The 13,423-nt window shown below is 61.0% G+C and carries 12 protein-coding genes; 2 read left to right on the top strand and 10 right to left on the bottom strand.

The window, feature by feature from the left end; translation table 11 throughout:
- Positions 1–58 precede the first annotated feature (58 nt).
- Positions 59–952: an HTH-type transcriptional regulator ArgP gene (locus BLT98_RS10180; protein ID WP_208672440.1), complete on the top strand. Its 894-nt coding sequence runs from the start codon at positions 59–61 to the stop codon at positions 950–952.
- Here BLT98_RS10180 and BLT98_RS10175 read toward each other — a convergent pair whose 3' ends face one another.
- The 4 genes from BLT98_RS10175 to BLT98_RS10160 form a co-directional block, all read right to left on the bottom strand.
- Positions 953–1,825 (bottom strand): ABC transporter permease, encoded by an 873-nt coding sequence (locus BLT98_RS10175; RefSeq protein WP_092607391.1) that lies wholly within the window; start codon positions 1,823–1,825, stop codon positions 953–955.
- Positions 1,822–2,667 carry an ABC transporter ATP-binding protein gene (locus tag BLT98_RS10170; protein ID WP_092607388.1) on the bottom strand — a complete coding sequence of 282 codons (846 nt, stop codon included), beginning with the start codon at positions 2,665–2,667 and terminating at the stop codon, positions 1,822–1,824. The genes BLT98_RS10175 and BLT98_RS10170 overlap by 4 nt, the downstream gene beginning before the upstream one ends.
- 1 nt (position 2,668) lies before the next feature.
- Entirely contained in the window at positions 2,669–3,625 is a 957-nt protein-coding gene (locus tag BLT98_RS10165) for an ABC transporter substrate-binding protein (protein ID WP_244517483.1), read from the bottom strand.
- A gap of 91 nt (positions 3,626–3,716) precedes the next feature.
- Entirely contained in the window at positions 3,717–4,601 is an 885-nt protein-coding gene (locus tag BLT98_RS10160; protein ID WP_052140671.1) for a TauD/TfdA dioxygenase family protein, read from the bottom strand.
- 211 nt (positions 4,602–4,812) lie between these two features.
- On the opposite strand from BLT98_RS10160, the gene BLT98_RS10155 reads away from it, so the two are divergent.
- The gene (locus tag BLT98_RS10155) at positions 4,813–5,298 is read left to right on the top strand and encodes a tetratricopeptide repeat protein (protein ID WP_092607382.1); all 486 of its coding nucleotides are present in this window, start codon (positions 4,813–4,815) and stop codon (positions 5,296–5,298) included.
- A 21-nt stretch (positions 5,299–5,319) separates the two neighbouring features.
- Here BLT98_RS10155 and can read toward each other — a convergent pair whose 3' ends face one another.
- The 6 genes from can to recN all read right to left on the bottom strand — a co-directional run bounded on the left by can (position 5,320) and on the right by recN (position 13,387).
- Positions 5,320–5,991, bottom strand: coding sequence for a carbonate dehydratase (gene can, locus BLT98_RS10150; protein WP_034788731.1), 672 nt, complete (start codon positions 5,989–5,991; stop codon positions 5,320–5,322).
- A 136-nt stretch (positions 5,992–6,127) separates the two neighbouring features.
- Positions 6,128–7,261 carry a molecular chaperone DnaJ gene (gene dnaJ, locus BLT98_RS10145; RefSeq protein ID WP_034745985.1) on the bottom strand — a complete coding sequence of 378 codons (1,134 nt, stop codon included), beginning with the start codon at positions 7,259–7,261 and terminating at the stop codon, positions 6,128–6,130.
- A gap of 161 nt (positions 7,262–7,422) precedes the next feature.
- Positions 7,423–9,366 (bottom strand): molecular chaperone DnaK, encoded by a 1,944-nt coding sequence (gene dnaK / locus BLT98_RS10140; protein ID WP_034745982.1) that lies wholly within the window; start codon positions 9,364–9,366, stop codon positions 7,423–7,425.
- Between the two features lie 91 nt (positions 9,367–9,457).
- A complete protein-coding gene (grpE, locus tag BLT98_RS10135) occupies positions 9,458–9,994 on the bottom strand; it encodes a nucleotide exchange factor GrpE (protein WP_034788734.1) in 537 nt (178 codons plus the stop codon).
- A gap of 343 nt (positions 9,995–10,337) precedes the next feature.
- The gene (hemH, locus tag BLT98_RS10130; protein WP_092607379.1) at positions 10,338–11,447 is read right to left on the bottom strand and encodes a ferrochelatase; all 1,110 of its coding nucleotides are present in this window, start codon (positions 11,445–11,447) and stop codon (positions 10,338–10,340) included.
- A 272-nt stretch (positions 11,448–11,719) separates the two neighbouring features.
- The gene (gene recN / locus BLT98_RS10125; protein WP_092607376.1) at positions 11,720–13,387 is read right to left on the bottom strand and encodes a DNA repair protein RecN; all 1,668 of its coding nucleotides are present in this window, start codon (positions 13,385–13,387) and stop codon (positions 11,720–11,722) included.
- Between the last annotated feature and the right edge of the window lie 36 nt (positions 13,388–13,423).

Genomic DNA, 13,423 nt, shown 5'->3' with positions numbered 1-13,423 from the left:
CCATCCTTATCAAAAGTAAGTATTATTTAGTATTGATAAATTTTTCTTATGTAAGGCAGTGACCATGGATCTCAATCCCAAGCACACGGAAGCGTTCCGCGCCGTCGTCGAAACGGGCAGCTTCGAGCAGGCGGCGCTGCGGCTGCATCTGACGTCGCCCGCCATTTCGCAAAGGGTGCGGGCGCTGGAAAGCCAGCTGGGCAATGCCTTGATTGTGCGCAGCCGTCCCGCGCGCGCCACGCGCATGGGCCAGCGGCTGATGCAGTATCTGAAGCGCGCCAAGCTGCTGGAAGCGGACTTGCAGGCGGAACTGGCGGTGCAGCAGGATGCCCCGCTGACCCTGGTGCTGGCGCTGAATGCGGATTCGATGGGCACCTGGTTCTTCCCCGCCCTCTCCGAGGTGCTGATACGCGAGCGCGTGCTGCTGGACCTGACCGTGGAAGACCAGGACCACACGTATACCTTGCTGGAGACGGGCATGGCGATCGGCTGCATCAGCACGGAAGCCAAACCCATGCGCGGCTGCACGGCCGAGCCGCTGGGCGTGATGCGCTACTGGCTGGTCGCCACGCCCGCGTTTCGCCAGCAGTGGTTCGCGCACGGCCTGACGCGCAAGGCGGCGCGCACGGCGCCCGTCGTCGCCTATACGCGCAAGGACACCTTGCAATCGTCGTTCCTGCAAGAAGCGCTGGGGCTGCCCGAAGGGGCTTACCCCTGCCATTACGTGCCGGGCGCCACCTCGCACTTCAATGCCATCCGCTATGGCCTCGGCTACGGCATGGTGCCCGAGCTGCTATTGAAGGCGAACACGGATGGCGAGCTGGTGGAAATGCTCACGCCCAAGACCCCGGCCGACGTGGCCCTGTACTGGCATACGTGGAAAGTGCAGTCGCCGCGCATGGAGCAACTGTCGCGGCAAATCATCGCGGCGGCGCGCAGCATGCTGAAATAACTATCGTTGCATGCCCCAGCGTTTCAAGGTGACGCGCTCCAAAGTGCGAAAGCCGATGTTTTCCACCAGCAAGCCGATGACGATGACGGCCGCCAGGCCGGCGAACACCTTGTCCGTATACAGCTCGTTGCGGTTCTGGAAGATGTACCAGCCCAGGCCACCTTGCCCCGAGGTGGTGCCGAACACCAGCTCGGCCGCGATCAGGGTGCGCCAGGCAAACGCCCAGCCTATCTTCAACCCCGAGACGATGGAGGGCAAGGCGCCCGGCACGAGGATGTGCAGCACCAGGCGCAAGCCGTTCAAGCCATAATTGCGGCCCGCCATGCGCAGGGTCTCGGGCACGCCCTGGAAGCCCGCATACGTGTTCAGGGCCAGCGGCCACATCACGGAATGGACGATGACAAAGATCAGGCTGGCGCGGCCCAGGCCGAACCACAACAAGGCCAGCGGCAGCAGGGCGATGGCCGGCAAGGGATTCAACATGGCCGTCAGGGTTTCCAGCACGTCGCGGCCGATGCGGCTGGACACGGCCAGCAAGGTCAGCACGAAGGCGGCCAGCACGCCCACGGCATAGCCTTGCAGCAAGACGACGAGGGACGCGGCTGTGCGCGTGAGCAATTCACCGCTGGTGATGCCGCCGATAAACGCCTGCGCCGTCTGCAGAAAACTGGGCAACAATAGATCGTTCTGCGTCCAGCGCGCCGCGCCTTCCCACAACAGGGCCAGGCTGAGCAAAATGAACGCCTTGCGCCACAGCGCGTGCTGGCTCACACGCTGCCAGCGCGACAGCGGCTGCTCGACCGTGACGCCGGCCGGCGGCGGCGCCGCATACACGAACTCCTGGCGGATGGGCGGCTCCAGCAGCGCGCTCATACGGCCTCCCACTGCGCAGTAACTGCTTGCGGGACAGGAACCACTTCCTCATCGAACAGCAAACCGTGGATGCGAGTGCTGGCGGCCTGGAATTCCACGCTGCCGGCGCTGTGGAGACCGAATTGATGACTGTTGAGTTCGGCGCGCACCCTGCCCGGATGCGGCGACAGCAACAGGATGCGGTTGCCCACGACCAAGGCTTCCTCAATCGAATGTGTAACGAACACGAGGGTAAAGCGCAGCTCTTCCCAGAGGCGGCTCAACTCTTCCTGCATCTTGCGCCGGGTCAAGGCATCGAGGGCGGCAAACGGCTCGTCCATCAGCAGTACTTCCGGCTGCATGGCCAGGGCACGGGCGATGGCCACGCGCTGCTTCATGCCGCCCGACAAGGTGTGCGGATGGGCATCTTCAAAGCCGGCCAGGCCCACCTTGGCGATCCAGTGATGGGCGCGCTCGCGGGCCGCCACCTTGTCCAGCCGCTTGCTGGCCAGCAAGGGGAACATGACGTTTTCCAGCACCGTTTTCCATGGCGGCAACTGGTCGAATTCCTGGAACACGACGACGCGGTCCGGCCCCGGTTTATGGATGGGCTGGCCTTGCATGGCGATGCTGCCCGCGCGCGGCGCGATGAAACCGGCCACGGCTTTCAGCAGTGACGACTTGCCGCAGCCGGATGGCCCCAGCAGCACGAAACGGTCGCCGCGGAACACGTCAAAACTGACGTCATGCGTGGCGCGCACGGTGCGCTGCTCGGTCCGGTATTCCAGGCTGACATGCTTGACACTGAGCAAGGGCTGCAAGGTGACCGGAGGACGTACCAGGTGAAAAGCGGGCGCGTTCATGTCAGCCTCCCTGCGTGATGGCGAGGTCGTCAAAGAAGTAGTCGCGCCAGCTGTCGGGCAGGTTGCGGATGGCGCTCACGCGGTGCAGGAATTGCGCCAGGCCATAGGTGTTTTGCGGCGCGATCTTGAATTGCACTTGTGGGTTGGCAAAGATTTTCAGCAGCAGATTGCGGTCCACTTTGCTTTTATTCACCTTGATGTAGATGTCGGCCGCGCCTTGCGGGTTGCTGCTCGCATACTGCGCCGCTTCCGCCAGCGCGGCGATGAAGGCGCGGTAAGTCTTGGGATTGTCCTTGCGGTACTTTTCCGTCGCATACAGCAGGGTCGACGAGCTGGGTCCACCCTGTACGTCATACGAGTTCAGGATGATGTGGGCGTTCGGGTTCTGCGCCAGTTCCTGCTCCTGGAACGGTGAATTGCCGAAGTGGCCGGTCAGCTCCGTGCCGCCGGCGATGATGGCGGCGGCAGCGTCCGGGTGCGGCAGGGTTTGCGTGATTTTATCGAGGCGGGCGAATTCCTTGTCGCCCCACTGCTTTGCCACCGCCATCTGCAGGATGCGCGCCTGCACGGAGACTGACACGGCCGGCAAGGCGATGCGGTCCTTGTCCGTCAAGTCCGCCAGCGTTTTCACCTTGGGATTATTGCTGACCAAGTAGTAGGGGAAATTGCCGAGCGAAGCCACGCCGCGCACGTTCTGCCTTCCCTTGGTGCGGTCCCAGATGGTCAGCAGCGGACCCAGCCCGGCCCCCGCGATATCGATATTGCCCGACAACAAAGCATCATTGATGGCGGGGCCGCCAGACAGGGTGATCCACTCGACTTTCACATCGACGCCCTGCTGCTTGCCATGCTTTTCGATCAGCTTTTGTTCCTGCGCAATATTAAGCAGCAAGAAGGTGATGCCGTGCTGGCCCGCGATGCGGATCTGACCTTCGGCCCGGGCCATGGGCATGGCCATGCACAGCAGGGCGATGGTGGCGAGCAGGCGGCGGGAAAAGGTAAAGATCGGCAACATGGACACTCCTTGAGTCAGATCAACAGTCAAAAAATCAGTACGGCGCATCGCCTTCGATGGTGGTTCGGTAGAGCTTGCGGCGCTGGTCGGGCGGACAGCCCGTCGCCAGGTGCATCAGCGAACGGTTGTCCCAGAACACCAGGTCGTGCGGCTGCCAGCGGTGCACATACAGGTGCTCCGGGCGCACGCTGTGGGCAAACAGTTCGTCGAGCAGGGCGCGGCTTTCGTCGTCGGGCAAGCCGACGATGCGCGTGGTGAAGTGTTCGCTGACGAACAGGGCGCGCCGTCCCGTTTCCGGATGCACACGCACGACGGGATGGGTCACGGGTTTGACTTCATCGATCTGCGCCTGCGTCAGGGCGGGGCGCCATGGGTTGCGGCGGCGCAATTCTTCATACTGGCTGAGGTAGCTGTGCTCGGCACGGGCGCCGCGCACGGCGTGGCGCAGCGCGGCCGGCAAGCTTTCCCAGGCCAGGTGCATGTTCGCAAACACGGTGTCGCCGCCCTCGTCCGGCAACTCTTGCGCATGCAGCATGGAGCCGAGGCTGGGCACTTCCTTGTACGACAAGTCGGAATGCCAGAAATGGCCCGCGTCGCCCAGGCCGATGGGCTGGCCGTTTTCGACGATGTTCGAGATGATCAGCACTTCCGGCTGCGTGGGTAGCTGGAACTGGCGCAGCACGTGGATTTGCAGGGGGCCGAAGCGGCGGCTGAAATCGACTTGCTGCTGCGGCGTGATGCGCTGGTCGCGGAACACCAGCACGTGATGGTCGAGGTGGGCGTGGTGCAGGCGCTGGAAATCGCCCAGCGACAGCGGCTGCGCCAGATCCAGCCCCAGCACTTGCGCGCCCAGGGGCGCATCGAAAGTCTCGATACGGAAGTGGCTGGTGGACTGCACGGGTTTCAGGACGGCCGACATGGGAACTCGACTAGAGTCAGGGGAAGTCCACTGTATGCCGGCCAGCCTTGCTTGCAAACGAAGCATTTACTATATGGATATGCGCGGCGCGTTGCGCCAGCTTGCAACACAGGCTGTCACGCAATGGCACAGCAGCACCGGCTTTGCCCGGAAATGGCGCTAGCACGCAACTTGCTTATCTACCAAGCTTTAACCATCGTCCAGGAAAGCCATGCCCATCTACGCCCTGCTGCTCGCCTTGCTGTTTCCTGCTTCCATCCACGCCCAGGATAGCCAGGGTGAAAGTGATCTCAGCTACAAAGCCTATGTGCACAGCGACAAGCGCATCAAGTGTTTGTATGGCTATGCGGCCGACAAAACGGGCGACCATGCGGCCGCCGTCGCCATCTTTGAAGATTGCATCCGGCGCTGGAACGATGTGTACTCGATGATTTGGCTTGCCCAGCTGTATGAAACGGGCATCGGCGTGACTAAGGACCTGGCGCAGGCGACGGCGCTGATGCGGCGCGGCGCGCATACGAACGACGACGCCGCCTATGCGCGGCTGGCGCGCTACCACTATGGCGTGGCGCTGGCCGAAGGACGGGGCACGCCGCAGGACATTCCCCAGGCCAGAACCTGGCTGCGCCAGGCGGCGCAGGAGGGCGTGCGGGAGGCGGCCGACTACCTGGGCCGCCTGGAAGGCGCGGCACCTTAGCGCCGCGCCCGCATTGCTTGCTTACGCTATTGCTTCGTAGCGGGCCAGGCGGGTCGCCATGCGCGGCGCCAGCTCGTGGCCAGCCGTGACGGTCACTTCCAGGTCATTCAGCAAGCCATCCTTCAAGCCATAGACCCAGCCATGGACGCTGAGTTCCTGGCCCCGTTCCCACGCATCTTGCACGACGGTGGTCTGGCACACGTTCAAGACTTGTTCGACCACGTTCAGTTCGCACAGGCGGTCGCCACGCTGGCGGCTCGTCAGCACGTCGCCCAGGTAGCGCTCGTGTTTCTGGCCCACGTCCTGGACGTGGCGCAGCCAGTTGTCAACCAGGCCGATACGCGTGCCCGTCATGGCCGCATGCACGCCCTTGCAGCCGTAATGGCCGACGATGATGATATGTTTGACTTTCAGCACGTCCACGGCAAATTGCAGGACGGACAGGCAATTGAGGTCGGAATGCACGACCACATTGGCGATATTACGGTGCACAAACACGTCGCCAGGCGCCATGCCCAGCAGTTCGTTGGCGGGCACGCGGCTGTCGGAACAGCCGATCCACAGGTATTCAGGCGACGTTTGCGCTTCCAGGTTCTTGAAGAAGTTCGGGTCTTTCGCCACCATCGAGTCGGCCCAGCGGCGGTTACGCTGCAGCAGTTCCGCCAGGGCCGGGCCATTTTTCTGTTCGGTCATATCGCTCCCATTGTGTGCATACGACTGAATTGGCGGCAGATCGCGCCCATAGGCCGGCGATGCGCGCACATTTCTCAGTCGTGGTGAAAAAAACGCCGGGATGTGTGAGCATCCCGGCGCATGGTCTTACGTGTGCTTACTCAAAAAAATCCTTGACCTTGTCTTTCCAGGTCTTGCTTTGCGGACTGTGCTTGGCACCGCCCTCGGTCGTCGACTTTTCAAAGTCGCGCAGCAGGTCTTTCTGTTTTTCCGTCAGTTTCACCGGCGTTTCGATGGCCACGTGGCAGAACAGGTCGCCCGCGTAACCGGAGCGCACGCCCTTGATGCCCTTGCCTTTCAGGCGGAAGGTCTTGCCCGACTGGGTGCCTTCCGGGATCGTGAACGACACTTTGCCGTTCAGGGTAGGCACTTCGATTTCGCCGCCCAGTGCCGCCTTGGTGAACGAGATCGGCATTTCGCAATGCAGGTCGTCGCCTTCGCGCTGGAACACGGCGTGCGGCTTGATGTGGATTTCCACATACAGGTCGCCCGACGGACCGCCATTCGTGCCCGGTTCGCCGTTGCCGGACGAACGGATACGCATGCCGTTGTCGATACCGACTGGAATTTTCACTTCCAGGGTCTTGTTGCGCTTGATGCGACCGGCGCCGCCGCATGGCGTGCACGGGTCGGTGATGACCTTGCCGCTGCCATGGCATTTCGGGCAGGTTTGCTGGATGCTGAAGAAACCTTGCTGCATGCGCACCTGGCCGTGGCCACCGCAGGTACCGCAGGTGGTTGGCGAGGTGCCCGGCTTGGCGCCGCTGCCGTGGCAAGTGTCGCACTTGTCCCAGCTCGGCACGCGGATGGTCGTGTCGAAGCCGTGAGCAGCTTGCTCCAGTGTAATTTCCAGGTTGTAGCGCAAGTCGGCGCCACGGTACACCTGTGGCCCCGCATTGCGGCTGCGTCCACCGCCACCGCCAAAGATGTCGCCGAAGATATCGCCGAAGCTGTCGGCAAAGCCGCCAGCACCGCCGCCGAAGCCGCCACCGCCGCCCATGTTCGGGTCCACGCCAGCGTGACCATAGCGGTCATACGCATCGCGCTTTTCCGGATTGGTCAGCATCTCGTAGGCTTCTTTGACTTCCTTAAACTTTTCTTCCGATTCCTTGCTATCCGGATTGCGGTCCGGATGGTATTTCATCGCCAGTTTACGGTAAGACTTTTTGATCTCTTCTTCCGAAGCATTTTTTGCGACACCGAGTGTCTCGTAAAAATCACGCTTTGCCATGTTGTCGGCACCTTGCAGTCTATCTACTGATGTAAAAATTACACGAAAAAGCCGAGTCGAGTGCTGCACTGGGCAACGACTCGGCTCGGCCGGTCTTCGCGGCTAATCCCGCGATGTAGCGTTCAGCCCGGCTGCCCCCAGTTCATGGGAGCGCAAGACAATTACTTGCTGTCTTTGACTTCTTTGAAGTCAGCGTCAACAACGTCGTCTTGCTTGGCGCCTGCGTCCGATGCGCCAGCAGCTTGCTGTGCACCTTCCGCGCCGCCGGCAGCTTGCTGCGCTTGCATGTCGGCATACATTTTTTCGCCCAGTTTCTGCGATGCGCTCGACAGTGCTTCCACCTTGGCGTCGATCTCAGCCTTGTCGCCCGCCTTGATGCTTGCTTCCAGGTCGGTGATCGCCGCTTCGATCTTCTCTTTCTCGCCCGCATCCAGCTTGTCGCCGTATTCGGTCAAGGATTTCCGGGTCGAGTGTACCAGAGCATCGGCCTGGTTGCGCGACTCGGCCAATTCTTTGACCTTCTTGTCTTCTTCCGCGTTCAACTCGGCGTCTTTCACCATCTTCTGGATTTCAGCCTCGGTCAAGCCGGAATTGGCCTTGATCGTGATCTTGTTTTCCTTGCCGGTAGCCTTGTCTTTCGCGCCGACATGCAAGATGCCGTTGGCGTCGATGTCGAAGGTCACTTCGATCTGTGGCGTGCCGCGCGATGCTGGCGGGATGCCTTCCAGATTGAATTCGCCCAGACCCTTGTTGCCGGCGGCGATTTCACGCTCACCCTGGAAGACCTTGATGGTCACCGCAGGCTGGTTGTCGTCGGCCGTCGAGAAGACCTGGCTGAACTTGGTCGGAATCGTCGTGTTTTTGTGGATCATCTTGGTCATCACGCCGCCCAGGGTTTCGATACCCAGGGACAGAGGAGTAACGTCCAGCAACAGCAAGTCCTTGCGTTCGCCCGACAGGACCGAACCTTGAATCGCTGCGCCCACGGCGACGGCTTCGTCCGGGTTCACGTCCTTGCGTGGATCCTTGCCGAAGAATTCCTTCACTTTTTCCTGCACCTTCGGCATACGCGTCATACCGCCGACCAGGATGATGTCATCGATGTCCGACACTTTCACGCCAGCATCTTTGATAGCGATGCGGCATGGTTCCATCGTGGCCGTGATCAGCTCTTCCACCAGCGATTCCAGCTTGGCGCGGGTCATCTTCAGGTTCAAGTGGACCGGTGCGCCGTTCGCCATGGCGATGTACGGCTCGTTGATCTCGGTTTGCTGCGACGACGACAATTCGATCTTCGCGCGCTCGGCCGAAGCCTTGATGCGCTGCAGGGCGATCGGATCTTTTTTCAGGTCGATGCCGTTGATCTTCTTGAACTCGTCGATGATGTAATCGATGACGCGCTGGTCGAAGTCTTCGCCGCCCAGGAAGGTGTCGCCGTTGGTCGACAGCACTTCAAATTGTTTCTCGCCATCAACATCTGCGATTTCGATGATCGACACGTCGAACGTACCGCCACCCAAGTCATACACGGCGATTTTACGGTCGCCTTTTTCGGTCTTGTCCAGGCCGAACGCCAGCGCTGCCGCGGTTGGCTCGTTGATGATGCGCTTGACGTCCAGGCCAGCGATACGGCCGGCATCCTTGGTGGCTTGACGCTGCGAGTCGTTGAAGTATGCAGGCACGGTGATGACGGCTTCGGTGACTTCTTCACCGAGGTAGTCTTCTGCCGTTTTCTTCATCTTGCGCAGAACTTCAGCCGAAATTTGCGGCGGCGCCAGTTTTTTGTCGCGTACGCCGATCCATGCATCGCCGTTGTCGGCTTTCATGATTTGGTACGGCATCAGCGCGATGTCTTTTTGAACTTCTTTTTCGTCGAACTTGCGACCGATCAGACGCTTGACTGCGTACAGCGTGTTTTTCGGATTGGTCACGGCCTGGCGTTTCGCTGGCGCGCCGACGAGAATTTCGCCATCTTCTTGATAAGCAATAATCGACGGCGTCGTGCGTGCGCCTTCAGCGTTTTCGATTACCTTTGGTTGACCGTTTTCCATGATGGAAACGCAGGAATTCGTGGTTCCCAGATCGATACCGATAATTCTACCCATGATTTATTTCCTTTTATTTGCTAGATTTCAGATGGTTCTTATATGTGGCAAAGCGGCATGGTTTCAAGGCTTGCTTGATGCCGCCCTCTGATTATTTTGCTTGCGCGGTCGTGACAATGGCTGGACGCAGCAGGCGGTCCGCAATCATATAGCCCTTTTGCAGGACTGACACGATGGTATTGGCTTCCTGCTCTGCTGGCACCACGGCAACAGCCTGGTGTTTCATCGGATCGAGCTTCTCGCCCTGCACTGGCAACACTTCCACCAGGCGGTTGCGCTCGAACGCGGCGTTCAGTTGCTTCAGGGTCATCTCGACGCCTTCTTTCAGCGATTCGATGGTCGGTGCTTCCACCGTCAGCGCCGTTTCCAGGCTGTCTTTCACCGGCACCATGGCTTCGGCAAAGCTTTCCACTGCGAATTTATGCGCTTTAGCAACATCTTCCTGCGCGCGGCGGCGGATATTTTCACCATCGGCCTTGGCGCGCATGAAGGCATCGTGCATCTCTGCAAGACGCGCTTCGGTACTCGCCAGCTGCTCTTCCAAAGTAGGCTCTGCGGGAGTCGATGGGGCAGTCGCCGCGGCGTCCGCTTGCGGATTAGGTACAGCTTGGTTTTCCTGATCTTGCATCTGAAAAGCTCCTACAATCAATGACTTAAATGAGTTAGTCTAACTATCTTTACAACACTAACGGGCAGATGGGGCTATATCCTATTGTTTCAAGGGGTATCCGTGGCAAAACCAGGATTACAGCGATCCATGTTACAGCTTATTACAAAACGCTACCCATTTCGGCCAGCGATCCGTGCGCGCGCCCCTTGATTTTCCAGGCTTCCCACGGCAAAGCGGGCATTCTACCAGCCCCGCCGCGGCCATCGCCACTGGTGGTGTTGCTATTTGGAAAGCCCCTTGGCCGCGCCAGACATGACAAAGCCGCGCAAGCGCGGCTTTTAGATGGCGAAAAATGCAGTTGTCAGTTGGTCGCGCCCAGCGCCAGTGCCGCCGTGCGCGCCTGCTCGCCCGCTTTCCTGTCCGCTTCACGCTGCGGTACCGTCTTCATCGTCGGCCAGCCAATCATGTGCTGTTCCGCAATTTCCGCCATGCCTGCGATCCAGGCGGGTGTTTCGTTCAAGCAAGCGATGTAGTGAAACTGCTGGCCGCCGGCCGTTTCAAAATCATGCTTGGCTTCCATGGCGATCTCTTCCAGCGTTTCCAGGCAATCGCTGGTAAAGCCGGGACACAGCAGGTCGACGCGCTTGACGCCCTGTTGCGCCAGCGCCACGAGGGTGGGCGCCGTGTACGGCTGCAGCCATTCGGCTTTGCCAAAGCGCGACTGGAAAGTCACCACGTATTGCTCTTTACTTAATTTTAACTTTTCCGCCAGCAGGCGCGCCGTTTTCAGGCATTGGCAGTGGTAGGGATCGCCCAGCAGCAGGGTGCGCTTGGGCACGCCATGAAAACTCATCACCAGTTTTTCCGGACGGCCATGCGCTTCCCAGTGGTTCAGCACGGAGTCGCGCAAGGCGTCGATATACGTGTCGTGCTCGTGATACTGCTTGATAAAGCGCAATTCCGGCACATTGCGCACGTTGGCGTAATGGGCAAACACGGCGTCGTAGATGGAACCCGTCGTCGTGCCCGAGTATTGCGGATAGGCAGGCAGGATGGCGATGCGCTCGCAGCCTTCGCTTTTCAGCCTGGCCAGCACCTCGGGCAAGGAAGGCGAACCGTAGCGCATGGCCATGGCCACCGTCACGCCGTCGTGACCCCGCTCGGCCAGGGCGCCGGCCAGCAACTTGGCTTGCTTTTGCGTGTGCACTTTCAGGGGCGAACCTTCGCGCGTCCAGATCGACGCGTATTTCTTGGCCGACTGGCCGGAGCGGAAGGGCAAAATGATCAGGTTCAAAATGAACCACCAGACGATGCGGGGAATCTCCACCACGCGCGGATCCGACAAAAATTGCTTCAGGTAGCGCCGCACGGCCGACGACGTCGGCGCATCGGGCGTGCCCAGGTTGACCAGCACCACGGCGCTGCGGTCGATACTGCCATGCGTGTACGACGGTTCTGTTTGAAATGACATGAAGGCTCTTCGAAGGCGTTGGATGGATTAGCCGACCATTATAGTTACATTGCGTCAACATCGGGAAAGATGGAAAGGAACGGCATAAGGTTAACTGCTATTCTCGCCAGACCGGTTTACGCTAACAACGCCTAACAAAACCGTAGCGAGCGGCAGCGAGGCTCGGCGCCCCCGTTGGCCCGAGAAGCGGAACTGTGCGAAGCATGAGGCCGCCGAGGCAGTGAGCATCGCAGGCTGCGACCCACGACGCGCAGTAGGTTTGGTTAGGGGTACTAGATAGCCAGCAACTCGCGTGCATGCTTGCGCGTGGTGGCCGTGATTTCCAGGCCGCCCAGCATGCGCGCCACTTCTTCCACCCTGGCCTTGGCGTCGAGCATGTCGATGCGCGACGCCGTCTTGCCATTGTCCAGGGTGCTTTTTGCCACCTGGAAATGCTGATTCGCCTGGCTGGCCACTTGCGGCAAGTGGGTCACGCACAGCACTTGGCGTCCCTGCCCCAGGCGTTTCAACAGGCGGCCCACCACTTCGGCGACGGCGCCGCCGATGCCGCTGTCGACCTCGTCGAAGATCAGGGTCGGCGTGGTGGTGGCGTGCGAGGTGATGACGGAGATGGCCAGCGCGATGCGCGCCAGTTCGCCGCCGGACGCGACTTTCGCCAGCGAGCGGGGCGCCGTGCCCGCATGACCGGCGACAAGAAACTCCACTTGTTCGAGCCCGTGGGCGGCCGGCTCGCACGGGTGCAGGGCGATTTCAAAGCTGCCGCCCGTCATGCTCAGTTCCTGCATGGCACGCGTGACGGCGTGCCCCAGTTCCAGGGCGGCGGCGCGGCGCGTGTCGGACAAGCGCTCGGCCACGCTGCGGTACTCGGCTTCGATCTTCGCTTCCTGGCGCAGCAAGCCTTCGATGTCGGAAGCGTCGGCCAGGTGCTGCAGCTTTTCCGACAGCTTCGCGTGTTCCTCGGGTAATTCTTCCGGCGTGACGCGGAATTTGCGGGCCGTGCTGTGCATGGCTTCCATGCGCGCGTCGAGCTGGTGCAGGCGCTCCGGGTCCAGCTCGACCCGGTCCAGGTAATTGTTCAGCGCGTACACGGATTCCTGCAACTGGATGCGCGACGATTCGATCAGGTCGACAATCGGCTGCAATTCCGCATCGACGGAGACGAGCTTGCCCAGCTTCTGGTTCAGGGCCGACAGTTGCGACACGATCGGGTGGTCTTCCGACTCGGAAATAGTCGACAGGGCTTCCTGCGCCCCTTCCAGCAGGCTGGCCGCATGCGACAGGCGGCTGTGCTCGTTCGTGATGTCCGTCCATTCACCGGGCTTGGCGGCCAGCTTTTCCAGTTCTCCCACTTGCCATTCCAGGCGTTCGCGCTCGTACAGCACGTTGGCGGCGTTGGTTTCGAATTCTTCGCGCTGGCGCACGAGGGCGCGCCAGCGCTTGTGCAGCGCCGCCACTTGCCGCGCATCCTGTTCCGCGCCCGCTTCGCGTGCCGTCGCCTGGCCATCGAGCAAGGCGCGCTGGGCTTCGCTTTTCAGCAGGGACTGGTGCGCGTGCTGGCCGTGGATATCGACCAGCATGTCGCCCAGTTCGCGCAGCTGCGCGGCCGTGGCGGGGATGCCGTTGATATATGCCTTCGAGCGGCCCGCATTATCGATCACGCGGCGCAACAGGGCGCCGCCATCGTCGTTGGCGAATTCATGCGCCACCAGCCAGGCCTGCGCCACTTCGCTGACGGAGAAATCGGCCGTGATGTCGGCCTTGGCCGCGCCTTCGCGCACCACGCTGGCGTCGCCGCGCCCGCCCAGCGCCAGGGTCAGCGCATCGATGAGGATGGACTTGCCGGCGCCCGTCTCGCCCGTCAGCACGCTGAAGCCGGCGGAAAATTCCAGTTCAATGGTATCGACAATGACAAAATCGCGGATGGACAGTGTATGGAGCATGGCTTCTGTGGTTAGGCGGCGCACCGCGGGTTGACG

Source organism: Janthinobacterium sp. YR213 (assembly GCF_900099875.1).
GTDB classification, from domain to species: domain Bacteria; phylum Pseudomonadota; class Gammaproteobacteria; order Burkholderiales; family Burkholderiaceae_D; genus Janthinobacterium; species Janthinobacterium lividum.
This window is presented reverse-complemented; position numbering and strand designations above follow the sequence as displayed.

Excerpts from the sequence above, each read along its gene's own strand:
- BLT98_RS10175 (WP_092607391.1), bottom strand. The coding sequence starts at position 1,825 with ATGAGCGCGCTGCTGGAGCCGCCCATCCGCCAGGAGTTCGTGTATGCG.
- BLT98_RS10170 (WP_092607388.1), bottom strand. The coding sequence starts at position 2,667 with ATGAACGCGCCCGCTTTTCACCTGGTACGTCCTCCGGTCACCTTGCAG.
- BLT98_RS10165 (WP_244517483.1), bottom strand. The coding sequence starts at position 3,625 with ATGGCCATGCCCATGGCCCGGGCCGAAGGTCAGATCCGCATCGCGGGC.
- BLT98_RS10160 (WP_052140671.1), bottom strand. The coding sequence starts at position 4,601 with ATGTCGGCCGTCCTGAAACCCGTGCAGTCCACCAGCCACTTCCGTATC.
- BLT98_RS10155 (WP_092607382.1), top strand. The coding sequence starts at position 4,813 with ATGCCCATCTACGCCCTGCTGCTCGCCTTGCTGTTTCCTGCTTCCATC.
- can (WP_034788731.1), bottom strand. The coding sequence starts at position 5,991 with ATGACCGAACAGAAAAATGGCCCGGCCCTGGCGGAACTGCTGCAGCGT.
- dnaJ (WP_034745985.1), bottom strand. The coding sequence starts at position 7,261 with ATGGCAAAGCGTGATTTTTACGAGACACTCGGTGTCGCAAAAAATGCT.
- dnaK (WP_034745982.1), bottom strand. The coding sequence starts at position 9,366 with ATGGGTAGAATTATCGGTATCGATCTGGGAACCACGAATTCCTGCGTT.
- grpE (WP_034788734.1), bottom strand. The coding sequence starts at position 9,994 with ATGCAAGATCAGGAAAACCAAGCTGTACCTAATCCGCAAGCGGACGCC.
- hemH (WP_092607379.1), bottom strand. The coding sequence starts at position 11,447 with ATGTCATTTCAAACAGAACCGTCGTACACGCATGGCAGTATCGACCGC.
- recN (WP_092607376.1), bottom strand. The coding sequence starts at position 13,387 with ATGCTCCATACACTGTCCATCCGCGATTTTGTCATTGTCGATACCATT.